This window comes from Devosia yakushimensis, from assembly GCF_030159855.1.
In the GTDB taxonomy this organism is placed as follows: Bacteria; Pseudomonadota; Alphaproteobacteria; order Rhizobiales; family Devosiaceae; genus Devosia; species Devosia yakushimensis.
Genome location: NZ_BSNG01000001.1, coordinates 2,574,177 through 2,600,272, shown reverse-complemented (window position 1 = coordinate 2,600,272; position 26,096 = coordinate 2,574,177). Strand labels below are relative to the sequence as shown.

Genomic DNA, 26,096 nt, shown 5'->3' with positions numbered 1-26,096 from the left:
AATTGAATGTTTTTACGGCCTTCTTCACAGGGCTTGGGCGCGCAGCCAGGCTGCCGGCGTAACGCCAACGAACTGTTTGAAAACACGTGTCATATGCGCCTGGTCAGCAAAGCCTGTGGCATGCGCAACGTGAATTAGGCTGGCGTCTGGTTGCAGCAATCGGGCTTTCACGCGCTCGAGACGAACTTTCATCTGCCACTGATGGGGCGCTACACCGGTGGAAGCCTTGAAGGCCGAGCTGAAATAGGACTGCGACAGGCCTGCCAGTTCGGCCAGTTCCTGGAGCTTGATGACGCGCAGGCAATTGTCCTCGATATAGTCGAGCGCATGACGCAGCGATCGCGCCGCCAATTGTCCGTGTCGACGTTCGCTGCCCGGACGTACCTGGAACAGCTCGATGAAAAGCGCCAGCGCCAGGCTGTCACCATAAAGATCATGCAGGCTGGGATTGAGGCATTCGGCCGCGAGCAGCCGACACAGGGTCAATACACGCTCATCCTCGAACATCAGGCGCGGCAAGACGAGCCGTTCGGCATCGAGGTCGCCAGCGAACCGGCTAATCAGGGCCGGCATGTCGAAATGCAGGTCAAGGTGACGAAGGCTGATGTCGCGTTCCACATGCGACCACGTGCGCAGGCCCGCGGGAATGAAGCTGAGCCGGGCCGGCCCAGCCATGGTCGGCGAGCCATGGGGCCTGCTATTGATGGTGATCGCAGCTTCTTGAGTTTCTGCCAGGACCACGAAGAGACGAGGATGCTGCGATACATAGACACCAGCCGCCCCGGAACGGGCTTCGACGCTCCACACATCGGCCAGTATGCCGTCCCAGGACCGGTACTTCAGGTCACCAACAACGGAAAAACCGTCGGTTATGGCATTCATGTTTGGAAGGAACATTCAGCCCAGCCGAAAGCATGCATTTTAATATGACTTATTTACTCCTATTTTTTGATCAAATCAATCGGCCATCCCGCCAATGCAGTCGGTCCGGGAGCGATGCCAGTCAGTCCTCAGGACCGCTGGGCAAGTTCGATAATATTGCCATCGGGATCGAGGACGAACGCAACGCGGTTCAGGATCTCTTGGTTCAAGGCGTCGCGAGGCGGTTCGATCACCGGCACTCCAGCATCCACCAATTTCTGAAACGCGATATCGATATTCTCAAAGGCAAATGTCAGGTGCCGGACACCTGCCTCCGTGTTGGGAAGGCGTCTGACGGGCGTGGTGACGCTTGGGCTCGGGCATATCAGCTCGAGCTGGGCATTGCCGGCATCAAGGAACGCCAGTTCACCGCCGCCCCGCGGTGCCGCCTTACGGAGGATCAGGCGCAGGCCCAGCAGGTCGCAATAGAAGGCGATGCTCCTATCGAGATCGCTGGCGGCCATGCCGACATGTTCAAAGCCCTGCAGCATGTCCAATCCTCCAAACGATCGTCATTCCGTGACGATACGGCCGCGTTCATCGGCCTCGAGCAATTCATTGGTGACATTCCGGATATGCCTCGCCATCGCCTTGTAGGCGGCGTCGGGATGGCGCATGCGCAGCGCGGAGACGATGGCGTGGTGATCGCCGATCCATAGTGGGCGAACGCTCTCGGCATGGATGTGCTCATGCAGCTTCTTCCACATCAGGGACTCGTCGCGTTGTGCCCAAAGTGCCTCAATCATCGAAACGATGATGGCATTGTTGGTCATCCTAGCAATGGTCATGTGGAAGTCCCTATCGCCCTTCTCCTGCAGCAGAACCACTTCGGTCTCCTGCTCCATCTGGGCGATGCACTCTTCCAGCACCAAGATGTCGTAATTGGTGGCCCGCTCGGCAGCCAGGGCCGCCGCGCTCGATTCTATGGCCAGGCGCGCCTCCAGCAATTCGAACGGTCCCGGTCCGATATCGCGTTCGGCAACATCGAAGCTCACCTGCGACGGCCTGTTGGCCAGCACGATGATTCCGGCCCGGCCACGCACCTCGACGATGCCGCGCATTTCCAGAGCTATCACAGCTTCGCGGACAACCGGGCGGCTGACCGACAGCTCGTCGGCCAGTTCGCGCTCGGACGGCATGCGCCAGGACTTATCGGTTGCGTTCTGCTCGATCAGCTTGGCGATCTGGCGGGCTACGACCTGGTAAAGCCGTTGATTGCCCTGCAGCCGAGGATGGGTCTTGTCCTTTTGCATATGTGTCCTCTCAGCTCGGGCGCTGCCGGTCACGGCAACCAGGAGCCATAGAGCGGATGCGCTGGCGTGATTGGCAATGCCGAAGGCTGGCCCGTCCTTTGGGAATGATACGCGGCTGTCACCAAAGCAAGCGAATTGCGCGCATCCTCCAGCGTTACCGGTGGCTCGCCATTGGTCATGACCGCCGCGTGGAACAGCTGGAACTGCCGCGTATAGCCATCTTCCTCCACCTGGTATCCGGCCAGCGCAGTGTCGATCTTGGCTTGATGCTCGGGTGTGCCGGCAATGAATGTCCAGGGATCGCGGCCCATCGTATAAGGTTCCAAAATGCTCTCGGCCACCATCTCGCTGAAGCAGAAACGCAGGCGCGAGATTTCCTTGCGCGACCCCAGTGTCATCGACAGGGCGGCAAGCGAGCCATTGGCCATCTTGACCGACAGCGTCATCGTGTCCTCGACCTCGATCTTGTTAACCAGCGTGGCGCCATGGGCGAAGATCTCGGCGCAGGCGCCATGCACATAGTTGAGCATGTCATGGGCGTGGATGGCGTGGCCAAGCAGGCCGCCGCCCAGCTCGCTGGCCCATTTGCCGCGCCAAGGGACATCGTAATAGGCCGGCCCACGCCACCAATGGGTCTCGACCGTGGTGAGGAACGGCCGCCCGGTAAGCCCCAGTTCGATCAGTCGCTTGAGCTTTTGCAGCCCCGTGCCATAGCGATACTGGAAGATGGGCATGAACTTGCGATCAGTCTTGGCGACGAGATCGCTCATCGCATCGACATCGGCGATGGAGCCGAAGAGCGGCTTCTCGCAAATGACGTGCTTTCCCGCTTCTATGGCGCGCTTGGAGAGGGCGAAGTGGGAATCGGGGGGCGTGCAGACGTCAATGACATCCAGGTCGTCCCGCGCGAACAGCGTTTCGACATCCTTGGTGTATTCGCCAACGCCATATTCGGCCACCGCCTCGCGGCCGCGGTCCTCGTCGAGGGAGCAGAGTACGGGGACCTCGAACAGGTCCTTGTTCCAGTTGTAGCCGGCAAGATGGCGCTGGGCGATGCCTGCACCGATCAGGCCGACGCGCAGTTTCCGAGTCATGGGGTATTTCCTTGGTGCTGGGAGGAGATGTTCACGGCCTTGTCCTGAGCATCGAGGGACAATCGGCAGACTTCATAGACATGCTGTTGCGGCATCGCTGTCGCGGTGCGATCACGGACATCGGCTAAGAAGCTGGTGAAATAGTCGAGTTCCTCGTTCGAACAATCGATGTGCTGGACGCCCTGCTTGTTGACCAGGAAGAGGTGATCCTTGCCGTCGCGGCCAGCAATGTCGACATATTTGCGCAGCTCGATATAGCCCTCTGTGCCCAATATAGTGAGGCGGCCATCGCCCCAGGTCGGTAGGCCGTCGGGCGTGAACCAATCGACGCGGATATAGCCGGAGGCCTTGTCGCTGCGCAGCAGCAGATCGCCGAAATCCTCGAATTCCGGGGCCTGAGGATTGGCAAAATTGGCCACCTGCGCGGCGACGACATTGGCGCTGGCGGAGCCGGTATAGAACAGGAACTGATCGATCTGGTGTGAGGCGATGTCGACGATGATGCCGCCGAACGCGTCATGCTGCCAGAACCAGTCGGGCCGGGAATTGCCGAGCCGATGGGGCCCGGTGCCCAGAGTTTGGATGACCGTGCCGATCGCGCCTTCGGCCACCAGCTTGCCGGCCTTCACGGCCGAGCGGACGCAGTGTCGCTCGCTGAAGCATATCGAAAAGATGCGGCCGGTTTCTGCCACTGTCCGTTGCACCGCCGCTAATTGGGCGTTCGTGGTGACCCCGGGTTTGTCGACTATCACGTCCTTGCCGGCCCGCATGGCCGATATCGCCAGGTCGGCTCGATCCCGTGGAATGGCGGCGATGCAGATCACGTCGATGTCGGGATCGGCAAACAGCGTCTCGCGATCGATCTGGGGGACGTCCGGATAGGTCCGGGCAAAGTTCTCCACCAGGCCCGGAATCGAGGTCCTGGGGCAATAGCCGACAAATTCGGCACCGGCTCGTATCAGGCCCTTGGCATGATCGAAGATATGTCCGTGGTCGATGCCAACGACCGCAAATCTCACCATTTTGGCAATTCCTCCAGAGACGAAACAGGCGCTGGGACGCGCATGAATTGGTCAAACCAGACAGGCATTTGTTTTTGATGTCAAGGATGATGGCTGACCAAAAATTCCAAAAAATTGCTAAGGATAGATCAGCAAACATTGAGTTTTATGCGAAATGGCCATCGCTTCATATTTTTGGTAAGACCAGAAGGCTTGACAATCTGGTCTTACCAAAACAAGTTTGACGTCTGGCGGCTGTTTCAACGCAGCGCATTCCTGGAGGAGGAATTGGAATTGAAACGCACTATATTGAGGACCACGACCGCGTTGGCTTTAGTGCTTGCGGCTGCGCCGGTTACCACTGCCTACGCGCAACAGATCACCGTATGGGCCGGTGATACCGGAACCGGCGGCAAGATTTTTGCCGAGATGGGCAAGGCCTTCGAGGCCGAGAATCCCGGCGTTACCGTCGTTGTGGAGGAGGTGAGCTACCAGACATTGGTGGAGAGCCTGCCCGTACAGCTCGAGGCGGGTGAGGGGCCCGACATTGCCATTATCACCGATCTGGGCGGGTTGAGCCGCTTCTATCAGGACATCACGCCCTATGTCGACGCGGCCTATTTCGAACAGGAATGGGGACAGACCCTGCAATGGTTACGCGGCGGCGACGCTCAGAGCACGGCCATCTACGGCATGCCGACAACGCTCACGGTCAACGGCGCCTATGTGAACCTGACCCTGTTCGAACAGGCCGGCGTGCCGGTCCCGGCGGAAGGCGCTACCTGGCAGGAATGGGCCGAGGCAACCCGGCAGGTGGCCGCGGCCACCAACACCGAGTTTGCCATGGAAATGGATCGGTCGGGGCATCGCTTTGCCAGCCTTGCCATCAGCTATGGCGCGCAACTGGTCGACAGCGAGGGGCGTCCGGTGGTCGATGACGGCCTGCGTGCGGCCATCGAGCAATTCGTCGCCTGGCACCAGGACGGAACCATGCCGATGGACCTTTGGGGTGCAGTCGGCGGAGCGACCCATCGCGAGCTCTTTTCCGACTTCCTCAATGCCAATACCGTTCTCTATTTCGGCGGCTCCTGGACCCTGGCCCAAATGGATAGCGAAGTCGGCGATCTGTTCGATTGGGCCGTCGTTCCCGCCCCCTGCGGCCCGTCGTCCTGCACCGTCATGCCAGGCGGCGGTGCGATGACCGTTTTCTCCCATACGCAGAATGCGGAGATCGCCGGCAAGCTGATCAACTACTATGCCCAGCCCGCCAATCTCGACCACTATATCTCGACCGAAGTCGAAATTCCGTCCGCGGCATCGCAGATTGCCAATGGCGTGGAATATCCATCGGCCTCTGCCCGCACCTCCGAAGCGCTGGCTACCTTCATCAACCAGATTCCCAAGATGGATGCCGCAGCCTATCGGTTCCAGGGCTGGCGCTACCAGCGGGCGATGATGAACGCGCTGACCACCCGCATCAGCCAGGTGCTCAACAACGAGTTGACGGTCGATGCCGCGATGGAACGCATCGAAGAAGACGTCAACCTCGCCATTCAGGCGGCCGGCGGCCAGTCCTGACGCCAGTGGTCGCCCCGATCCATGCGGGGCGACCTTATCCAGCCAATGCAAGGAACAGTCTGATGAGCGCAAGGGTTCAACTCGCCTCAATTGCCGGCGTGATCCTGTCGCTGCCCGCGCGCCTGGTCGAACCGGCAATGTCCGGCATCCAGCGCGGGCTGGGTATCAAGCGGATGCCTTGGGTCTTTCTGCTGCCCAACCTGGTTGCCGTCGTCCTTTTTGCGCTGCTGCCCGTATTCATCAACGTCTTTTATTCGATGAGCGGCAGCGACCGGCTGTTCCCCTGGGATCGGCCCTTTGTCGGCGGAGCCAATTATCAGAGCTTGCTGGATTGCACTAACTATCTCGACCCCTCCACCTGCTCGCGCGACCTGTTCTGGCGCGCATTGGGCAATACGCTTGTCTTCGTACCGGTGCAGGTGATCTGCATGATCGCCATCGCCCTGCTGACGGCTATCTGTCTGAACCGCGACATTGTCGGTCGCGGCTTCTTCCGCGGCATTTTCTTTTTTCCCGTCATGCTGTCGCCGGTCGTGGTGGCGCTGACCTGGCAGTGGATTTTGCAGCGCAATGGAGCGCTGAACGGACTGATCTCGGCTGCCGGCCTGACGCCGGTCAACTGGCTAGTCTTTCCCAACACGGCCTTCTTCTGGTCGGTCTTCGTGACGGTCTGGGCCCATATGGGCTTTTACACGATCATCCTTCTGGCGGGACTGCAGGCTATCCCGCGTGACGTCTACGAAGCCGCAAAGATGGATAGCGCAACGCCATGGCGCGTGTTTACGCGGATTACCCTGCCTCTGCTCAAGCCCGTCATGTTGGTGGTCTTTATCCTGGCGGTCATCCGCTCGGTGCAGACCTTTGACGAACTCTACGTGCTAACCGGCGGCGGACCAGGCTCGGCAACCATGCTCATGGTTCAGTACATTTACGAAGTCGGCTTCGCCAGCCAGCCGCGAAACTTCGGTCTGGCCTCCGCCGCCTCGCTATTCCTCGGGCTCGCCCTGCTGATTTTCACCGGTATTCAGATGCGCATTTCGCGAGGGGGCAACAATGACTGATCTCAGCGCGCCGAAATCGGCCTTGTCGATCCGCGAATTCGCCACGCTCAGGCGCGGGCGCAAGAAATCGGACTGGACCGATTGGCTGACCTATCTCTACCTTTTCCTCGGGCTGGTAGTGATGTTCACCCCGGTTCTCTGGGTCGCCATATCCTCGTTCAAGACGCCGGCCAACCTGACCGAGTTTCCACCGACGATTCTGCCCTACGCGGCCCAGACCGTCACGGTGGAGGGCTATGATGAGCCTCTGCCCCTGTTCGAGGTAGTGGGCGAGGACGGCGAGACCCGTCAATTGGCGCAATTGCGTCGCGTCGGCATCCAGGCACAGATGATCGATCCCGCTAACCCCGAAGAGCGGATCGTCGTGCCGGTGGGGGATGCGACACCCGTCAGACAATTATACTTTGCCACGGAGAACTACACGAACCTGCTGACCAGTTCCGGCGGCCAGATCTGGCGCTATCTGTTCAACAGCCTCTTCATTACGGCCGTCGCCACCGCCATCACCCTGGTGATGAATTCCATGGCGGCCTTCGCCCTCTCCAAATACCGCTTTCGTGGATCGGGTATTGCCCTGGTGTCGATCCTGGCGACCCTGATGATCCCGGCAACGGTGGTTCTGGTTCCTACCTACATGATCGTCGCCCAGCTCGGCCTGGTCGGCAATCTCTGGGGTGTCATCCTGCCCACCGTCGCCACGCCGACCGGCGTCTTCCTGCTGCGGCAATATATGCTGACCATTCCCGACGAGTTGATTGAGGCTGCCCGTATGGACCATGCCAGCGAATGGCGCATCTTCTGGCGCATCATCCTGCCTTTGTCTTCGCCGGCCCTTGCTGTGGTGGCCATCTTCTCGATCCTGTCGCGGTGGAACGACTTCCTGTTGCCGCTGGTCGTGTTGACCCGGCGCGAATCCTACACCTTGCAACTGGCCCTGGCGTCGTTCCAGACCGAATACGGCGTGCGCTACGAAATCCTGCTGGCCATGACGACGCTGACGGCACTGCCGCTCGCCTTCGCCTTCATCTTCCTGCAGCGCTACATCACCAGCGGCATCGCTTCGACCGGCATCAAGTAAGGACCATATCGATGGCCAATCTCACGCTTCAAAATGTCAAGAAATCCTTCGGTGCGGTCGAAGTCATTCCCGGCGTTGATCTCGAGATAACGGATGGCGAGTTCGTCGTTTTCGTTGGCCCCTCGGGCTGCGGAAAATCGACCCTGCTGCGCCTGATCGCCGGCCTGGAAGATGTCTCGGACGGCGATATTCGCATCAACGATACCAGCGTCGTGAATGTGCCCGCCGCCGACAGGGGCGTGGCCATGGTGTTTCAGTCCTATGCGCTCTATCCGCATATGACGGTGCGGGAGAATCTCAGTTTCGGGCTCGAGAACATCCGCATGGAGAAGGCCGAGATCAACCGGCGCGTCTCCGACGCCGCGCGCCTACTGCAGATCGAACAATTGCTGGAGCGGCAGCCCAAGCAGCTTTCGGGTGGGCAGCGCCAGCGTGTCGCCATTGGCCGGGCCATTACCCGCGACCCCAAGATATTCCTGTTCGACGAACCGCTATCTAATCTCGATGCGGAACTGCGCGTCCTGATGCGCGTCGAGATCACCAAGCTGCATGAGCGCCTGGGCAATACAATGATCTATGTGACGCACGACCAAATCGAGGCCATGACAATGGCCGATAAGATTGTCGTGCTGCGCAAGGGCGTGATCGAGCAGGTCGGCGCGCCCCTCGACCTCTACAACCAGCCGCGCAATCTGTTCGTTGCCGGCTTCATTGGCTCGCCGCGCATGAATTTCGTGACGGGTCAGGTGTCCGAGACTGCGGCGGGACAACTCTTATTTGCGGCGCCAGGCCTGCCGCCGCTGCAGCTCCCCGGCGCACTGGCCCAGCCATTGGCCGCGGCGGAAACGACACTGGGCATCCGGCCCGAGGACTTCACTGTCTCGCGCAATGCTGATTCTGGTTGGCCTGTCACGGTCGGCGTCGCTGAACAATATGGCGCCAATAGCTACCTGCACTGTACCTTGCCGGGCGATGTGCCGATCCTGGTGCATGAGCCCGGCCAGAGCCTCGCCAAGCGAGGCGATGTGCTTTATCTCGCCCCGCGCGAGAACCATTGGCATCTGTTCGATGCCGGTGGAGCGGCGCTGGCGCGGCGGCAAGCATGATTGAAACCTGGCGCTGGTTCGGTCCTACCGACGTCACAACCATTTCAGACATCATGCAGACGGGCGCCGGTGCGATCGTCTCTGCCCTGCATCACGTTCCTGATGGCGCGGTATGGTCGCCCCATGAAATCACAAAACGCCAGGTCCAGATCGGTACGACGACCGATGGCCGCGCTTCGGGCCTTGCCTGGCTTGTCGTCGAAAGCCTGCCGGTCTCGGAGGATATCAAGCAACAGACTGGAAAATGGCGCGAGCATATCGCCAACTATAAGCTCAGCCTGGAGAACCTGGCGGCAGCCGGCATTTTCACGGTCTGCTACAACTTCATGCCGGTGATTGACTGGACCCGCACGGACCTGGCCTGGCGTCTGGGGCATGGCGGGACCTGCATGCGCTTCGATGCGATCGATTTTGCTGCTTTCGATATTCACCTGTTGCAACGTAAAGGTGCTGCCGAGAGCGTTACACCCTTTGTCGCTGATGCCGCGACAGCGCGGTTCGTCGGGATGAGCGGTACCGACAAGGGACAATTGGCGGCCAGCGTGCTGGCGGGACTGCCCGGCGCCGCCGACAGATTGTCCATCGACACTGTGCGCGAGCACCTGTCGCGCTATGGTAGTATATCGGGTGAGCGGTTGCGTCGGCATCTGTTCGATTTTCTGGAAGAGGTCGTCCCGGTCGCCGCCAGGCTCGGCATTCGCCTGTGCTGTCACCCGGACGATCCGCCCTTTCCCCTGATGGGCCTACCACGGATCATGTCGACCGAAGTCGATTATCGCGCCATGCTCGAACATCTGCCCGATGCCGCGAACGGCATGACCCTGTGTTCTGGTGCCCTGGGTGCGCGGCCCGACAACGACCTTCCCGGCATTATGCGGCGCCTGGGCGATCGCGTGCATTTCCTGCACCTGCGCAATGTCCGCCTGGAAGGGGAGGCTGTCGGGTGTTCATTCCATGAAAGCGAGCATCTGGACGGCAGTGTCGACATGGTCGAACTCATCAGGGCCATTGTCGCCGAAGAAGCGCGCCGCAAGGCGGTTGGGCGTTCCGACTGGGTGATCCCCATGCGGCCCGACCATGGCCAGGACATTCTCGACGATCTGCGTCGGGGTGGACAGCCAGGCTACCCACTGATCGGCCGACTAAAGGGGTTGGCGGAACTGAGAGGGGTAGCGCGCGCCTTTGCGCAAGTCGGGCAATAGGGACGTTGTCGCTGCTAAGGCGTGCCGATCTAAGGCTCTCGCTCCGGTGCTTTGATGCGCTGGGAAGCGAACCGGGGCGCAGTTAATCCTTAAGGACCCGATCAAGTTCGACTGATGAAGCGCGGATACCCGTCGCAGTATGACAAGCTGGCGAGGCGGGGGCTTCGGCAATTTCATGCCCAAAGGAAAAGCCTCAGTCGGTCCATCAAACGGGCGTGTTCCAAAACGGAATGCATCTTTAGAAATACCATCCGCAACCTGAGAGGAATGATAGCCTACTAATTTAATAGATATTATTGAGTTGTTCGTTGGTCGGCGTAGGCTTTTTCCAGTTCGGGGTTGCTGTTGCAACCCGCTGGAAAGGGACATCACGTGTCATTGGTTACGCAGGTCGGCATGAAATTTGGTCAATTCCTGGTGGCGGGGGCCTTGCTGGCCTCCGTCTCGACAATCGCCGTCATGGCGCAAGAAGCTCCGGTACAGGGCGGTACGCTGGTCTATCTGGAGCAGCAGCCCCATACCAATCTCTATCCGCCGGCCGGGGGCTTCTATCCCAATAGCGGCATTCTCAATCAGATCACCGACAAGCTGACCTGGCAGAACCCGGAAACGCTCGAGATCGAGCCCTGGATTGCCGAAAGTTGGGAAATTAATGCCGATGCTACGCAATATACATTCAAGCTGCGTCAGGGCGTGACGTTCTCCGACGGTACACCGCTCGATGCGGAGGCCGTCGCCAAGAATTTCGACGTCTTCGGCCTGGGGGATAAGGAACTTGGCTATCCGATAGCCGAAGCAATCAACAATTATGACCACAGCGAGGTCGTCGATCCGCAGACAGTCAAGTTCTTCTTCAAGGCGCCGGCGCCCGGTTTCCTGCAGGCGACCTCGGTGATCGGTTCCGGTCTCGTTGCGACAAGCGTGCTGGCGCAGCCCTATAACGAATTGGGCGATGCGACCAAGATCATCGGGTCGGGCGCCTTCGTCGTCGAAAGCGAAGTGCTCGGGCAAAGCCTCAATCTCAAGGCGCGTGAGGACTATGCCTGGGGTCCGGTCAATCTTGAACATCAGGGGCGCGCCTATCTCGACGCCATCCAGTATATCGTAACTCCCGAGGACAGCGTGCGCATCGGCGCGTTGCTGGCCGGGCAGGCCGATTTCATCCGCCAGATTCAGGCCTATGATGAACCGCAGGTCGAGGCCCAGGGCTATCTGATCCATTCGGCCTCGACGCGCGGCGTCAACAACAATGCTGTTTTCCGCCCGGAAAATCCGCTGGTCTCGGACCTGCGGGTGCGCCAGGCGCTGACGGCGGCGACCAATACGGATGAGATTGTGCAGACGATCTATTCTGCCCACTATCCCAAGGCCAGTTCGGTGATCGCCGCGACCGCCTTGGGTTACGTCGATCTGCATGACAAACTTGCTTTCGACCAGGATCGCGCCAAGGCGATGCTGGACGAGGCCGGCTGGGTCCAAGGCGCTGATGGCATTCGCGAAAAGGACGGACAGAAGCTCGAACTCAGCGTTTATGAATCGCTGCCGCAGCCGCAGAGTCGCGCCATGTTCCAGCTCCTGAGTCAGCAATGGGCGCAGGTCGGCGTCAAGCTCAACGTCTTGGCCGGCGATGCCGGTAGTGCAGCGGTCGACCGCCTCGATCCGCTCAAGACCCCGGTCGTGTCAGCGATGGTCGGTCGCGCGGACCCGGATGTGATCAAATCCAACTTCTACCCAACCAACCGCGATGCGCTGTTGCAGAAGGGTGGGCTTAATGCTGCGGCGACCTGGGAGGATCCGGCGCTCAACGAACTGCTGCTCGCAATCGCCTCTGAACCCGACAACGCCAAGCGGCTGGAACTGACGGGCGAGGCACAGGTCTATCTGCTCGACCAGGCCTATGTGATCCCGATCTTCGAGGAGCCACAGGTGTTTGCCGGTGCGCCCTATGTCAACGGCATCAGCTTCGACGCCGTGGCGCGGCCAAGTTTCTACAATACTTGGCTGGCCCCGCGCTGACCTGATCTGCGGCGTCCCGCTGTGGCGGGGCGCTGTTTCCCTTTGGTTGGAGGCATTTGATGACCAGGGCAGTTGCGAACCGGATCGGGCAGGCGCTCATCGTCCTGCTGCTTGCCTTCACCGCCTCTTTCCTGCTGCTGCAGGCGCTGCCGGGTGACGCGATCCTGATCAAATACCAGAATCCGGAAATGGGGCTCAGTCCCGAGCAGATTGCGGAAATCCGCATTCTCTACGGCGCCGATGCACCCCTCTGGGCGCAGTATGGCAATACGATCTGGAACTTCCTGCAAGGGAGCTTCGGCTATTCGGTGCAGGCCGGTGTTCCGGTCAATACTCTGCTTGCCACCAATCTGCCGCCAACGTTGCGCCTGGCAGCGCTCGGATTGCTTGTTGCAGTCGTGCTTGCCTTTTGCCTCGCCTTTGCTGCAACGCTGGCGCCATTCCGCTGGTTGCGCAATCTGCTGGCGACGCTTCCCGCGCTGATGATCTCCGTTCCGGTCTTCTGGCTGGGCATCATGCTGATCCAGATATTCTCCTTCCGGCTTCGGCTGGTGCCAATCATCAACCCCAACGAATTTCAGGCGCTAATCCTGCCGGTGCTGACCCTGGCGCTGCCGATCGCGGCGCCGCTGGCGCAGATCCTGATCCGCAGTCTCGACGAGGTCGAGGCACAGCCCTTCGTTTCGGTTGCCCGGGCCAAGGGCGCAACGCGCAGGGGCGTGTTGTGGCGCCATGTGCTGCGCAATGCCTTGCTGCCGGTGCTAACCATCGCCGGCCTGCTGTTTGGCGAGCTTTTGGCGGGCGCCGTGGTGACCGAGACCGTGTTCGGCATTAACGGACTGGGGCGCATCACCGAACAGGCGGTGAGCAATCAGGATACGGCCGTCTTGCAAGCCATCGTCATCCTCGCCGCGCTTGGCTTCGTCATCATCAATCTGGCGGTCGATCTGATTGCGCCGCTGATTGATCCACGGCTCAATCGCAAGCTGGGGGCAGACGCATGACCACGCTCGATCTTTTCACCACGCGTCCGCAGGCCGGCTGGCTCCGCCGTATCGACGTGACCCTGGTCCTGTCCTGGCTCGTGATCGTCATTGCGGTTGCTTGGGCCGTGGCGCCGGGTCTTTTCACCCAGCACAGCGGCACTATTGGCACCGCTGGAAACCAGTTGCGCGCGCCCGATGCCGCCAATTGGTTCGGTACCGACGAAATCGGCCGGGATGTGCTGGCGCGCATCATCTATGGCGCGGTCAATTCATTGTCCGGCGCCATCGTCGCCGTGACCGTCGGCCTTGTCGGCGGCACGGCTCTCGGGCTGATTGCCGGCTCGACCGGGGGCAGGATTGATGCCGTCATCATGCGGCTGGTCGATGTGCTGCTCTCTGTACCGGGCCTGCTGCTGCAGCTCTCGATCATCATCATTCTGGGCTTTGGCACCGTCAATGTCGCGGCAGCCGTGGGCGTGACGACGGTAGCAGGCTTTGCAAGACTGATGCGCTCCGAGGTTATCCGCGTGCGCCGGGCCGATTATGTCGAGGCCGCGTTCGGAAGTGGCGGGCGCTTCGCTGCCGTGCTGTGGCGGCATGTCTTGCCCAATTCGCTGGGCACGGTCATTGCCTTTGCCGCCCTGCAATTTGGCAGCGCCATCCTCGCCATCTCGACTCTGGGCTTTCTCGGCTATGGCGCGCCGCCACCGACGCCCGAATGGGGCCTGCTGATCTCCGAAGGCCGCAAATATCTCACGACCGCCTGGTGGCTCACCACTTTCCCCGGCCTGGCGGTGATCTTGATCGTGCTTGCCGCCAATCGCATCAGTCAATCACTACAGAGATCGTCATGAACATGCTCGCCTTTCCTCAGCCTGCGCCACACGTGCTCGAAGTACAGGGATTGACCATTTCCTATGGGTTGCCGGAAGGCTGGCGACAGGTGGTCAATGCAGTTTCCTTCTCTGTCGGTGCCGGCGAAGTCGTCGCCCTTGTCGGCGAGTCCGGTTCGGGCAAAACCACGACCGCGCAGGCCGTGATCGGCCTCCTACCGGACAATGGCCGGATCGACGGCGGCAGCATTCGCCTCAACGGGGCCGAGATCAGCACTTGGGCGCCGCGCCGCTTCGATGCTATTCGCGGCAAGGTGGTGAGCCTCATCCCGCAGGACCCCGGCACCTCGCTCAATCCGGTGCAGACCATCGGCCGCCAGGTTGAAGAAATCCTCGTCCTGCACGGTTGGCGCGACCGCAAGGTGCGCCGTCAGCGTGTGCTTGAGCTGCTGACCCGCGTCGGCCTCAGCGAGCCTGAGTTGCGCTATGATCAATATCCGCACGAACTGTCCGGTGGCATGAAACAGCGTGTGCTGATCGCCATTGCGGTTGCGCTCAAGCCGGGGTTGATCATCGCAGACGAGCCGACCAGCGCGCTGGACGTCACGGTTCAGCACCGCATTCTTGATCTCATCGACGAATTGCGCGCTGAATCCGGGACGTCGGTCCTGCTGGTGACCCATGACCTGGGCGTCGCCGCCGATCGGGCTGATCGCGTCGTGGTCTTGCGTCGCGGTGAAGTCCAGGAGCAGGGAGCCACTCGGGCCTTGCTCGCGGCGCCTTCAAGCGCCTATGCGAAACAATTGCTGGCCGATGCGCCGTCATTGGCTCCCGCCGCCTTTCGCTCTGCGCCGGGCGCAGGTGATCCAGTGGTGGTCGTTGACACCCTGCGCCAGGAGTTCCGCGTCGGCGCCCGGCAGCTCGTGGCCGTGAAGGACGTATCCTTTGCCATCGCGCCCGGCACGACCCATGCCCTGGTTGGAGAATCCGGCTCGGGCAAGACGACTACGGCGCGCGCCCTTGTCGGGCTGCAGCAGCCATCATCGGGATCGATCCGCATCGAGGGCAGGGAGGTGACCACTCTCTCCGGCGATGCGCGCCGCCAGTTCCGCCGCCATGTGCAACTGGTCTACCAGAACCCCTTTGCTTCCCTCGATCCGCGCCAGTCCATCGTCGATATTGTCGGCGAGCCCTTGCGCAATTTCGATATTGTGTCGCGCCAGGAGCGCAATCAGCGCGCCGCCGCCATGATCGATAAGGTTGGACTGCCGGGCGATGTGCTGTCACGCCCGCCTCGGGCCTTGTCCGGAGGACAGCGCCAGCGCGTTGCCATCGCCCGCGCGCTCATCCTTGAGCCCCGCTTTCTCGTCCTCGACGAAGCCGTGTCGGCACTCGACGTCACGGTCCAGGCGCAGATCCTCAAACTCCTGAATGACCTTCAGGAGCAACTTGGGCTGACATATCTTTTTGTCACCCACGACCTCTCCGTCGTCCGCCAGATCGCCCATACGGTGACCGTGATGCAGGCGGGCAGGGCGGTTGAGACAGGCCCGGTCTCGCAGGTTTTCACGCAACCGCAAACCGACTATACGCGCGCCCTGCTCGCGGCCATTCCCGGCCGTGAGCTGCGGCGTGCTCGACACCAGTCTCTCGACTTTGCCGGAGCCGCCGAATGACCAAACAAAAACGCCTGGGTTTCTTCACCCGTCTGCTCGATGACGTATCGCCGCCCGAGCGCTATCGTCTTGCCGCCGACCAGATCATTCATGCCGAAAAGCTCGGCTTCGATACGGCCTGGGTAGCGCAACACCACTTTCATCGCGATGAGGGTGGCCTGCCGTCGCCGCTGCTCTTTTTGAGCCATGTTGCCGTTCGGACCCGGTCCATTCGCCTGGGAACCGGCATCGTCACCCTGCCGCTCGAATTGCCGCTGCGCGTAGCCGAGGACGCCGTGGTTCTGGACCTTCTGAGCGAGGGGCGGCTGGAACTGGGTATCGGCAGCGGCGGCACGGCGGAAGCCTTCGTCGCCTTCGGCCTCGACAGCGCCCAACGCGGCCCGATCAATGCCGCCAACCTCTCCCAGCTCCGCAAGGCCCTGTCGGGTGAAGATGTTGGTGGCGGCAACCGGCTTTACCCGGACGGCAGGGCGCTGCTCAACCGCATCTGGCAAGCGACCTTTTCAGTGGAAGGCGGCATCCGTGCCGGCCAGGCGGGCGATGGCCTCATGCTCTCCCGCACGCAGCCGCGACCAAAGCACAATCCTGACGCCACGCTGGCCGACCTGCAAAATCCCATCATCGACGCCTATCTCGAAAATCTGCCAGCGGGTGTCGAGCCGCGTATTCTGGCATCGCGCACGCTTTTCGTCGCCGATGAGCAGTCCACGGCGCTCGAATGGACCGATCAGGGGCTTCGCCCTTTCGGCGCCCATCTCGCAGCGGCCGGCGCTATTCCCCCCGCGACCAGTCTGTCCGAACTCATCCGTCTCACCGACACCCATCTCGGTGCGCCGCAAGCCGTCATCGATAGCCTGTCGCAGGATGCCGTTCTTGATAGGGTGACCGACATTTCCTTCCAGGTGCATTCGGTTGATCCGCCGCACGACCTAATCCTGCGTTCGCTCGAACTTGCCGCGAACCATGTTGCGCCGGCTCTGGGCTGGCGCAGCAAACCCGCTATCGCCATTGCCAGCTGAACGAGGAGTTCTGTCATGTCTTCCGACCTTATCGACCAGGTCCTGTCAATCACGCCGGGTTCGCATCTCGACCAATTGCGTCGCCATCGCGAAGTGGCCCGCGACAATATCCAAAAGGCCTATGAGGCGCTGTTCACGCCGCACGATGCCAGCCAGGTCACTGCGCTCGAACGCTTTGCCATTGCCAGCTTCGTAACCGGCCTGCACGGACAGATCGTCCTTGCCGACCATTATGCCCAGGCGCTCTCCGACAGCGAGGGCGGAATTGCCATCGCGGCCCTCATCAATGACGAAATCGAGCGCGGCACAACCGAGGGACCCTATGGGGTTTATCTGGCCGGTCCCCTCTCGGCCGAGAACAAGGTGGGCCCGCTCTACAGCGTTGCGCCAGCCAATCGCAGCCACATTGGCAACAAGCTGAGCGCGGCGCTTGAACATGCTCATCTGCTGGTTTTCCGCCCGCGCGACGCCAGCAAGGCTGCGCTGCAAGCGCTGGTCGATGCCGGCTGGAGCACGCCTGCCGTAGTCACCATTTCACAGCTTGTGGCCTATCTGGCCTTCCAGGTCCGCATCGTCGAGGGACTGAGCACGCTTGCGGCGACGGTGGCCACTACGCCTGGCCTGCCCAAAGTCACTCCAGCATCCGCAATCGCCTGAGGATTTCACCATGACCTCCATACCCAATGTCTTCACGCAGGACGAACTCGGCTGGACGCCCTGGCTCGAGCCACTGGCGGAAAGCGAACTGACCGAGCGCCACTGGACCGGTCTCGTCGACGCCTCGCGTTCCAAATCACCCTATTTCATGCTGCTGGCGCATGATCCCGAAGTACTGGAGGCTCGCACCAAGGCCGACAAGGACATTTTCTACAACCCCAACGGCGGCTTGCCGCGGGCCGAACGCGAGCTCTCTGCCACGGCAACCTCGCGGCATAATGGCTGTATCTTCTGCGCCTCGGTGCATTCCCGTTTCGCCTCAACCCATTCCAAGCGTCGCGACGACGTTCAGCGCCTGCTAGACGAGGGGATTGGCGCTGATCTGGGTGAGCGCTGGAATGCGGTCAAGGATGCGGCCGTAGCGCTTACCGACACGCCGATCAGCTTTGGCCCCGATAATATAGCCAAGTTGCGCGCAGCCGGGCTCGATGACTTTGAAATCACCGACGTCATCTCAGCCTCGGCCTTCTTCAACTGGGCCAACCGGCTGATGCTTTCCCTTGGCGAGCCATTGCCGGCCAACGCGGCCTAGCCACAGATTTCGCGCGAGAGGCTCGCATTGCATGCGAGCCTCTCAGCTAGCTCAGAAGCCGATTCCGTACCACTCAAACCGCCGCATCTGCACGGTTCTCGCTGGCGGGACCGCTAGCCTGCCTAAAATTGCCCCGCCGTCGCAACGCCTAGCTCAACGAAGCCGCAAGAACTTGCTGGGCTTCCTGATAAATCCACGAGCTGTCTTCAGTGGGCGCGGCTTCGATGCCGATCAGTCCTTTGTATCCCGCTTTGTGAAGCCATCTGAGTTCTTTCACCCAGTCGACCTCGCCGGTGCCAAATTGATGCCGGCCGGGAACATCCGCTGCTTGGACATGGCCAACAAGGTCCATATTTCCCTCGATCGCCCAACCTAAGGGCTCACTATTGAGGATGGCGTGGTACCGGTCATAGAGGAAGCGGACATCGCGTCGCCCGAGACGGCGTAACAAATCGAGGGCCGTTCGGCTGTCCTGCACAAGCGCGTTTGGACCTTCGAACTGGCGGTTGACCACTTCGAGGAGGAGCTCAAGGCCCGATCCGCTGACCGCGTCTGTCGCCGCGCCCAGGGCCTCAAGCAAGGCATCGTGCTGGGCGGCTACATCAAGGCCAGCGACGCGGTCGCCTGCAAGCACCACGAGCTTGGGCGTTCCCAGGTCAACTGCGGCAGAGGCCGCGCGTTGTACGCGCTCTACGAAGGCAAGGCGGGACCCGGCATCGCCGAGCTGGCATTTGTCCTGCCAATGTTCGACGCATAATGTATGGAGCTCGGTGCCGGTTTCGCTCAATGCCTCGCGCATTTCGGCGAGAGGCTTGGTCCACCAATCCCATATTTCGACCGCAGTGAAGCCGCTGGCGGCCGCCGCACGCACGCGGTCGGGAAAACTCCGGCCGCCTTCGGCAAAGGCCATCTCGATGCAGATGCTGAAATCGATCATGGCCTGTATTTCGAAACAACCGCTACGCCCTCGCGCAAGGCGGCAAGCGGATCGGGTGCCATGTCGAGTTCGATCAGGGCGATGTCGCGGCCCGACGTGCGATCCATGGCAGCGGCCCAACCGGCCCAGTCGACAATCCCCTTGCCGAAATCGGTCATGTAGCGCTGCTGCTGGTCGAAAATCGTGGAGTCGATGACGAGGTGCCGATCAATGGGTCCAAGGGCATCTTTCCAATGCGCCAGGGCAATGCGCTGGTCGTAGCGCTGCGCCGTGCGCACGGGATCGCCGCCGCCCAGAGCGATGTGGCAGGAGTCGGGGCAAAGCCAGACGTAGCGGGGGTCGGTTATGGCCATGAAGAGGTCAATGTCGCGCTCGTACCAAAGCGTGCTGTTGGATTCGGTGTGCAGGGCCAGTTTGACGTCCTGGCGGCTGATCGCCTCGCCTACGGCATGGGCGATATCGGCCATGCGCTCCATGTAGCGGAGATCGACGAAGACTGGCGGGCGCTCCCCAAAGGTCTTGCGCATGGGAAGACCCGCGACCAGGAGGCTAGCCCCCAGTTCGCCGAGAAAATCTGCGCGACGTTCGGCATCGACGACGATCGCTTGGATGTCGGCCGGGCCGTCCCATTTTGGGCCGTCGGCGACGAAGGCGCTGACGACGGTAGCCCCCTCTGCATCCAGCGCCGCCTTGAACGCCTTGGCTGTACCGTAGGCGGCAAGCGCACTTTCGATGCTCCCCGGCCCGAAGGTCAGCTCCAGCCCGGTCACGCCGGTTTCGCCAAGAGTGTGCAGCACCTTTTCCCAGAATTGGCGGGGGTGGGCGCCTGCCCAGGCCTGTACTTCCTCGAACGTCCTAAGGTCCCAGAATGCCGGGTGATAGAAGGTGATGATGTCGGTCGCGACGGTGAATGCCATTGGAGAAAATCCTTGCTGAAAGTGCGGGCGCCTTTTTGAGCGCTTCTATTTGATGCCGGTACCGGCAATGCCTTGGACGAAGTATTTCTGAAGGAAGAGAAAGAGGATGAGGACCGGGAGCAGCACCACAATGGCGCCGGCGAGCAGGAGGCCGTAGTCAGTCGACTTAGCCCCTTGCGATGCAACGGCGAGGCCGACCGGCAGGGTGTAGGTGTCTTGGTTCTGCGCCACGATCAACGGCCAGAGGAAGTAGTTCCAGGAGTTGAGGAAGGTGATGATCGCGACCGTAGCGATCGCCGGGCCAACAAGGGGCAGGAAGATTTTGAAGAAGATGACGAATTCGCCGGCACCGTCGAGCCGTGCTGCCTCAAGCAATTCGTCGGGAACGGAATCGGCGAACTGGCGCATGATGAAGACGCCAATGGGCATGACCGCGATGGGCAGCACCACGGCGGTCAGCGAGTTGACCAGCCCCATCTGCACAATGATGAAAAACTGCGGCACGAAAAGCGCGATATAGGGCACCATCATCGCCGCCAGCACGCAGCCGAATACCAGCTTGTGGCCGGGAAATTCGAGCTTGGCCAGCGCATAGCCCGCCATGGTGGCAAAGAGCACATTGGTGACGACGGTGGCACCCGACACGATCAGTGAATTGACCATGTAGCGACCGAACATGCGCTCCGTGAACAGCGTGACGAAATTGCTGACATTGGCAAAGCTATGCGGCAGCCAGGCTCCAGGCGCGGACATGATCTCTGCCTGAGATTTGAAAGCGCCGAACAGGACCCAGACGAACGGTAGCAGGGCGATGACGGCGCCGGTGGTGAGCAGACCATAGAGGGTGGCAGTGACGACGGGATGTGACTTGCTCATCAGCGGGCCCTCAACAGGCGCAGTTGCAGGACGCCCAGAATGACGACGATAGCCAACATGACGTAGGAACCGGCCATAGCCGGGGCGATATTGCCTTGGCCGAACTGCTCGTAAACCCAGAGGGCAACGGACTTGGTGGAGCTGAGCGGTCCCCCCTTGGTCAAAAGATAGGGCTCATCGAAGATATTCATGAACGATACAGTCATCAGGACCGTCACGAGCAGCGTTGCCGGCTTGAGCAATGGCAGGGTCATGGCAGTGAACCGGCGCCAGGCGGAGGCACCATCGATCTTGGCGGCTTCATAGACATCGACGGGTATCGACTGCAGGCCAGCCAGAAACAACACCATGCAGGTGCCGACATTGCGCCACACGGCCAGCATGATGACAGTGGGCATCGCCATCTTCGGGTCACCCAGCCAATTCGGGCCGGCCGCGCCCACTGACGTGAGGAAAGAATTGACCGGGCCACTCAGGGTGAAGGCGTATTGCCAGATCACTGCCGCTGCCACGATGTTGGTAATGACGGGAAGGTAGAACGCGGCTCGGTAGGTGGCGCGCAGCTTGGTGATGCCGTTGTTCAGCCCAATAGCTAGCACCAGGCCGATCGCCATGGTGAGAGGCACGCCGATGACGACAAACAGCGCCGTGGTCCAAATCGACTTGAGAAAGCCCGCATTGGTCAGCACACGGGCAAAAGTCCGGAACGAGACGAAATCGACGTCGAGCGGACGCCTGATATCGGCAACGCCGATATCAGTGAAGCTGTAGATCAGTGCCAGGAGGGCAGGCACTGCGGTAAAAACGATGAAGATCGTCAGGAAGGGGGCGATGAACAACCAGGCCGTGGTTGCTCGCCAACGGCTGGGCTGTTGCATCCAGGAGGCGATGCGGGACACGGCAGTGCTCCAGGCTCGAGAGATGGCTGTCGATTGGCCCCGGAAGCAATGCACCGGGGCCGCGAGGAACATCAGTTGCCCAGGCCTGCGCCCTCTGCAAAGCTCTGCACATCGTTGAGTACGTCCTGAGCGCTGGCCTGGCCACGCGCGACCAGTTCCATCTGCTGGCCGAGATAGGTGCCGACCTGAGGCCAGGTGGAGACCTGCGGAATGTCCACGGCGGTCTGCAGCGCTTTCCGTTCCGCGTCGAGCAGCGGGTTGGAGGCTATTGCCGGATCGTCCCAAGCTGCCTTGACGGCAGGAAGGCTGCCAAAGGCCTTGTACCAGGCGATCTGCGTTTCGGGCTGGGTCAGGTAACGCACCAATTTCCAGGCGGCGTCGGCATTCTTGGCGTCCTTGAGCACGGCGAGGCTGCCAGAGCCGAGGGCCGAGAAGCTGCCTGCAGGGCCGGCAGGAACCTCGGCCGTAGCCAGGTGGGTTTTAACCCAGTCGGCACCATTGGCCTGGGCCAGCCACTGCTCCAGCCAGGGACCGTTGTCCTTGGCGGCAATCTGGCCCGATGTGAACCACGGCACTGTATCCAGGAACTTCGGGCCATCGGGCGAAGCATAGCCTTCCGAGATCAATGAGCCCCAATAGTCGAGCGCTGCGATATTCTCGGGGGTGTTGATCGTCCAGGCGGTGTTGTCGGCATTGACGAAACTGCCGCCATTCTGATGCACGAACTCATTGAGACCCTGGGCATTGTAGATGTCGTAGCCGACGTCAAGCGAGATCGGCCATTCGACTCCCTGCGCCTTCATCGCGGCGGCAAAGGTCTTCAGCTCTTCCCAGGTCTTGGGTGCTTCGACACCGGCCTTTTCGGCCAAGTCCTTGCGGTACTGAAAGATGGTCGCGTAGGCGTCCCACGGTACGCCATAGGCCACGCCATTCTTGACGTTGGTATTGTAAGTATTGGTGAAGAAATCGTCAGGGTCGACGAACCCATCGGGCACTTCTGCAAAAGCGCCTGAGGCCATCAGGGCGGACTGGCTTTGTGAATAGAGCCGGACGAGATCTGGCACTGTGCCCGCCGCAATGGCAGTGAGCAGTTTAGTGTCGAACTGGTCCGACGGGATCTGGGTGACCTGAACATCGAGTTCGGGGTTGGCAGCTTCGAAATCGGCGAGAAAGGCCGGCAGCTTCTCGCCTTCGGCCCCGCCGATCCAGACCTGCAGCGTTCCCATGGCGGGGGCATCATCGATCGCATTCTGGGCGACGGAAACCTGCGTCGTGAGTGTGGTTGCAGCCAGCAGGGCGGCCGCGTGAACGAAATGCTTCATGGCGATTGGTGCTCCGGAAATGACCCGTGAATGACGACATTCCTGGCCTGTCCGAACGCGGCTTCCCTCCAGCACCGGCTAGACCATTTCAGCTTGGCAATCGATTGCCAACACGGTATTCATGGCATATGCCGATTTGGTGCGCAAGAGTGGTTGTTGCCTCCATTTTAAGCTATGCCGCGGCGCGAGCGTATTGTGCGGTCTGGGAGGAAGCGCTTTGTCGAAAACCGAAGAACGTACGGCCGGTCCGTCCATTGCCGACGTTGCCCGGGAAGCCGGGGTTGCGACCTCAACCGTGAGTCGTGCACTGACCAAGCCTGGACGGATCGCCGAGCCCACAAGGCTCAAGGTGGAAGCTGCGGCGCGCAAGCTTGGCTACACAGTCAACCAGACGGCGAGAAACCTGCGGGTAGGGCAAACGCGCACCGTGATGATCGTGCTTCCCGAGGCGCTGTATATGGGTGCCTCCCAGACGGTTCTCGAGGGCCTGGACTCCGTTGCCCGAACTCTGACGGAACGGGGCTATCACCTGCTGATTGCCAACGTTTCGCGCGATGCCTCTACGGACGAGCACATCGTCACCACAGCCTTTGGCGGCACCATCTGCGGGATAATCCTGATGGCAACCCTGCCGCCCAAGAGCGCCGAGTTCGGCCTATCCGATGCCGGCCTGCCGATCGTTTCACTGCATTTCGACCAGAGTGCGCAAGGCATTCCAAGTGTGATCAGCAACGACCGGGCCGCAATTTCCGAGGCCGTTACTGTCCTGATCGACATGGGGCATCGGCGCTTCGTCTATATCGGCGGGCGCGCTGACAATTATCATGAAATTCAGCGCGTAAATGGTGTGTCCAGCACGCTTGCATCAGCGGGCTTGCAGGCGGAGGCTCTGCATGTATTGCGCGGCGATTTCAACTTTCGTGGCGGCGTTCGGGCGGCGCTGGATTACCTTCAGGTGCCCGTGGAGCAGCGCGCAACCGCTGTCGTCTGCGCCAACGATGACACCGCGATCGGCTTCATCAAGACAGTCCTGGATGCCGGGCTCGACGTGCCGGGAGACGTTTCCGTAATCGGCTTCGACGGCGCTCCTGTCGGTGCCTTCATGGTGCCAAGTCTGTCGACAATTCAGCAATCCACCACCGAACTCGGCCAGTATGCTGCTGATCTCCTCATCCGCATGGTGGAGGGTGAGAGCATTGCCCAAGATGAACGCATCGAGGTGCAGTGCCAATTGACCTTGCGCCAGAGCGTCAGAGAAATCTCCGCATGAGGCGGCCAGCACATCCAACCGACGCCAGGTCCCGCGGGCAACGGCGTCTGATACTGCCAACACGATAATCCATAGACGTCGCGCGGCGACGCTGTCTCAATTTCTTCCAACCAGTGGAGCAACCATGCCGGAAACACTTTATGACGCCCTGATCGTCGGATCAGGCGCATCCGGTATGTTCGCGGCCCAGGAACTCACCGCCCAGGGGTTGCAGGTGGTGCAACTCGAAGCGGGTCCGGAAATCGGTGTCGGCGATTTCAATCCTTCTTCGGTGCGCCGGCAGAGCGACATCAATCTCTGGCAACGCGCCAAGGCCTTTGTCGGTGGGCAGGGTATCCAGGCGCGGGCTGCTTTCTTCGATGCGCGCCAGCGCCATCTGTTCGTCAATGACCGCCAGCTCCCCTATACGACGCCGGCGGATGCGCCATTCGTCTGGATCCGCAGCCGCCAGGCAGGCGGACGCACCCATGTCTTCGGCCGTGTCTTGCTGCGTTGGACCGATGACGACTTCAAGAGTCACAGCCGCACCGGTCGTGGCGTCGATTGGCCGATCGGCTATGACGATCTCGTGCCGTACTACGAAGAGGTAGAGCGCGAACTGGCGCTCTATGGCGAAAAGGACGATGTTCCCACGCTGCCCGACAGCATTTATGGCCATCGCGCCGAGATGACGGCTGCCGAAAGGACATTCAAGAGCGACGTCGAGAATACATGGCCCGAACGCAGGGTGGTGACCTGGCGCTATATCGGGCCCGAACCCAGTCGCGTCCTGCGGCCGCTCCGCGAGGCCATCGCCAGCCGCCGCCTCGACATTCGCTACAACAGCATCGTCAGCAAGATACTGACCAACGAGCACGGGACCCGCGCGACGGGGGTAGAGGTCATCGATCGCATCACCCGGCAAAAGACCCGTGTCCATGCGCGCTCAGTCATCCTCTGTGCTTCGCCGATCGAGAGTATCCGCCTGATGCTCAACTCCGCATCGCCCCAGCATCCCGATGGATTGGGCAATAGTTCGGGTACGCTGGGACGCTATTTCGTCGACCAACTGCCCTGCGTGGTTGCCGGCAGGTATTCAAAGGCCAAGGGCTGGGGGTCGGCGGACAAAGCACCAGCGGACCCTTTCTATGGGCCCTCCGGTGGCATCTATATCCCCCGATACATCGCGCCGGACGGCAGTTCGGCCGGTAGCGACTTCGCCTTCCAGGGCAGTATCGGACGCTATGACACGCCGGCCGATGCCGACGCACGCTTCAGTTTCTTCGGCTACGGCGCCATGGATGCAGTACGCGATAACCGCATTACCCTCGATTCCGGCCGCCGCGATGCCTGGGGCATCCCGGTCCCGCATATCCGCTGCAAGATCGGACCACATGACCGACAGACGCTCAAGGACCAGATTCTGGCAATCGTCGAGACGATCGAGGGCGCGGGCGGGAAGATCGACTATGTCGGCTCGCCCCTGGGTCTCGAAGAAAAGGGGCGCGGCGCCTACCCGGACGCCGATCCGATTAGCCGCATGATTTTCCGCAGGATGTTCCCCCGTACCATGGTCATGGGCGCGGCCATCCACGAAGCCGGCGGCGCGCGAATGGGTAGTGAGGCCAAGACATCGGTCCTCAACGCCTGGAATCAAAGCTGGGATCTCCCCAACCTCCTCGTCACCGATGCCAGCGCTTTCGCAGGCAGCGGCGTTTCGGGGACGACGCTCACGATCATGGCGATGACAGTGCGGGCGTGTCGGCATTTGGCCGCAGAACTTCGCGGCAATGCCCTTTGATGTCGCCGCGGAAGAACGATAG

At 61.0% G+C, this 26,096-nt stretch carries 24 protein-coding genes; 14 read left to right on the top strand and 10 right to left on the bottom strand.

Translation table 11 applies throughout. The annotated features are described in order from the left end of the window. Positions 1-24: 24 nt before the first annotated feature. The 5 genes from QQL79_RS12600 to QQL79_RS12580 all read right to left on the bottom strand — a co-directional run bounded on the left by QQL79_RS12600 (position 25) and on the right by QQL79_RS12580 (position 4,290). Positions 25-897, bottom strand: coding sequence for a helix-turn-helix transcriptional regulator (locus QQL79_RS12600; RefSeq protein WP_284391298.1), 873 nt, complete (start codon positions 895-897; stop codon positions 25-27). A gap of 113 nt (positions 898-1,010) precedes the next feature. After that, on the bottom strand, positions 1,011-1,412 hold the full coding sequence (locus QQL79_RS12595; protein WP_284391296.1) for a VOC family protein: 402 nt from the start codon (positions 1,410-1,412) through the stop codon (positions 1,011-1,013). A gap of 21 nt (positions 1,413-1,433) precedes the next feature. Continuing rightward, entirely contained in the window at positions 1,434-2,174 is a 741-nt protein-coding gene (locus tag QQL79_RS12590) for a FadR/GntR family transcriptional regulator (RefSeq protein WP_284391294.1), read from the bottom strand. A 29-nt stretch (positions 2,175-2,203) separates the two neighbouring features. Continuing rightward, entirely contained in the window at positions 2,204-3,268 is a 1,065-nt protein-coding gene (locus QQL79_RS12585; protein WP_284391270.1) for a Gfo/Idh/MocA family protein, read from the bottom strand. Next, positions 3,265-4,290 (bottom strand): Gfo/Idh/MocA family protein, encoded by a 1,026-nt coding sequence (locus QQL79_RS12580; RefSeq protein WP_284391268.1) that lies wholly within the window; start codon positions 4,288-4,290, stop codon positions 3,265-3,267. Before QQL79_RS12580 ends, QQL79_RS12585 begins: the two co-directional genes overlap by 4 nt. Positions 4,291-4,605: 315 nt before the next feature. Here QQL79_RS12580 and QQL79_RS12575 point away from each other — a divergent pair, with 315 nt between their 5' ends. The 12 genes from QQL79_RS12575 to QQL79_RS12520 all read left to right on the top strand — a co-directional run bounded on the left by QQL79_RS12575 (position 4,606) and on the right by QQL79_RS12520 (position 18,073). Beyond that, positions 4,606-5,847 (top strand): ABC transporter substrate-binding protein, encoded by a 1,242-nt coding sequence (locus QQL79_RS12575; RefSeq protein ID WP_284392879.1) that lies wholly within the window; start codon positions 4,606-4,608, stop codon positions 5,845-5,847. A gap of 62 nt (positions 5,848-5,909) precedes the next feature. Next, a complete protein-coding gene (locus QQL79_RS12570; protein ID WP_284391267.1) occupies positions 5,910-6,908 on the top strand; it encodes a carbohydrate ABC transporter permease in 999 nt (332 codons plus the stop codon). Then, positions 6,901-7,986, top strand: a complete 1,086-nt coding sequence (locus QQL79_RS12565) for a carbohydrate ABC transporter permease (protein ID WP_284391266.1) — start codon at positions 6,901-6,903, stop codon at positions 7,984-7,986. Before QQL79_RS12570 ends, QQL79_RS12565 begins: the two co-directional genes overlap by 8 nt. Before the next feature lie 11 nt (positions 7,987-7,997). After that, a complete protein-coding gene (locus QQL79_RS12560; RefSeq protein ID WP_284391265.1) occupies positions 7,998-9,092 on the top strand; it encodes an ABC transporter ATP-binding protein in 1,095 nt (364 codons plus the stop codon). Then, positions 9,089-10,294, top strand: coding sequence for a mannonate dehydratase (gene uxuA / locus QQL79_RS12555; protein WP_284391264.1), 1,206 nt, complete (start codon positions 9,089-9,091; stop codon positions 10,292-10,294). Before QQL79_RS12560 ends, uxuA begins: the two co-directional genes overlap by 4 nt. A 459-nt stretch (positions 10,295-10,753) precedes the next feature. Further along, positions 10,754-12,310: a TIGR04028 family ABC transporter substrate-binding protein gene (locus QQL79_RS12550; RefSeq protein ID WP_284392878.1), complete on the top strand. Its 1,557-nt coding sequence runs from the start codon at positions 10,754-10,756 to the stop codon at positions 12,308-12,310. Positions 12,311-12,369: 59 nt separating this feature from the next. Beyond that, positions 12,370-13,314 (top strand): ABC transporter permease, encoded by a 945-nt coding sequence (locus QQL79_RS12545; protein WP_284391263.1) that lies wholly within the window; start codon positions 12,370-12,372, stop codon positions 13,312-13,314. Continuing rightward, positions 13,311-14,150, top strand: a complete 840-nt coding sequence (locus QQL79_RS12540; protein ID WP_284391262.1) for an ABC transporter permease — start codon at positions 13,311-13,313, stop codon at positions 14,148-14,150. The genes QQL79_RS12545 and QQL79_RS12540 overlap by 4 nt, the downstream gene beginning before the upstream one ends. A gap of 2 nt (positions 14,151-14,152) precedes the next feature. Next, a complete protein-coding gene (locus QQL79_RS12535; RefSeq protein WP_284392877.1) occupies positions 14,153-15,805 on the top strand; it encodes a dipeptide ABC transporter ATP-binding protein in 1,653 nt (550 codons plus the stop codon). Next, positions 15,802-16,824, top strand: coding sequence for a putative FMN-dependent luciferase-like monooxygenase (locus tag QQL79_RS12530; protein WP_284391261.1), 1,023 nt, complete (start codon positions 15,802-15,804; stop codon positions 16,822-16,824). Before QQL79_RS12535 ends, QQL79_RS12530 begins: the two co-directional genes overlap by 4 nt. A gap of 15 nt (positions 16,825-16,839) precedes the next feature. Further along, a complete protein-coding gene (locus tag QQL79_RS12525; RefSeq protein WP_284391260.1) occupies positions 16,840-17,481 on the top strand; it encodes a CMD domain protein in 642 nt (213 codons plus the stop codon). Between the two features lie 10 nt (positions 17,482-17,491). Next, positions 17,492-18,073, top strand: coding sequence for an alkylhydroperoxidase domain protein (locus QQL79_RS12520; protein WP_284391259.1), 582 nt, complete (start codon positions 17,492-17,494; stop codon positions 18,071-18,073). 148 nt (positions 18,074-18,221) lie between these two features. On the opposite strand, the gene QQL79_RS12515 is transcribed toward QQL79_RS12520, so the two are convergent. From QQL79_RS12515 to QQL79_RS12495, 5 genes are all read right to left on the bottom strand, one after another. Further along, on the bottom strand, positions 18,222-19,010 hold the full coding sequence (locus QQL79_RS12515; RefSeq protein ID WP_284391258.1) for a TIM barrel protein: 789 nt from the start codon (positions 19,008-19,010) through the stop codon (positions 18,222-18,224). Beyond that, on the bottom strand, positions 19,007-19,927 hold the full coding sequence (locus tag QQL79_RS12510) for a sugar phosphate isomerase/epimerase family protein (protein ID WP_284391257.1): 921 nt from the start codon (positions 19,925-19,927) through the stop codon (positions 19,007-19,009). The genes QQL79_RS12515 and QQL79_RS12510 overlap by 4 nt, the downstream gene beginning before the upstream one ends. Before the next feature lie 45 nt (positions 19,928-19,972). Continuing rightward, positions 19,973-20,803, bottom strand: a complete 831-nt coding sequence (locus tag QQL79_RS12505; RefSeq protein ID WP_284391256.1) for a carbohydrate ABC transporter permease — start codon at positions 20,801-20,803, stop codon at positions 19,973-19,975. Continuing rightward, a complete protein-coding gene (locus QQL79_RS12500; RefSeq protein WP_284391255.1) occupies positions 20,803-21,702 on the bottom strand; it encodes a carbohydrate ABC transporter permease in 900 nt (299 codons plus the stop codon). The genes QQL79_RS12505 and QQL79_RS12500 overlap by 1 nt, the downstream gene beginning before the upstream one ends. 71 nt (positions 21,703-21,773) lie before the next feature. Beyond that, a complete protein-coding gene (locus QQL79_RS12495) occupies positions 21,774-23,024 on the bottom strand; it encodes an extracellular solute-binding protein (protein ID WP_284391254.1) in 1,251 nt (416 codons plus the stop codon). A gap of 217 nt (positions 23,025-23,241) precedes the next feature. Here QQL79_RS12495 and QQL79_RS12490 point away from each other — a divergent pair, with 217 nt between their 5' ends. Together QQL79_RS12490 and QQL79_RS12485 are read left to right on the top strand one after the other, a co-directional pair. Continuing rightward, a complete protein-coding gene (locus QQL79_RS12490) occupies positions 23,242-24,294 on the top strand; it encodes a LacI family DNA-binding transcriptional regulator (RefSeq protein ID WP_284391253.1) in 1,053 nt (350 codons plus the stop codon). Positions 24,295-24,418: 124 nt separating this feature from the next. Then, the gene (locus QQL79_RS12485; protein WP_284391252.1) at positions 24,419-26,074 is read left to right on the top strand and encodes a GMC oxidoreductase; all 1,656 of its coding nucleotides are present in this window, start codon (positions 24,419-24,421) and stop codon (positions 26,072-26,074) included. Positions 26,075-26,096 lie beyond the last annotated feature (22 nt).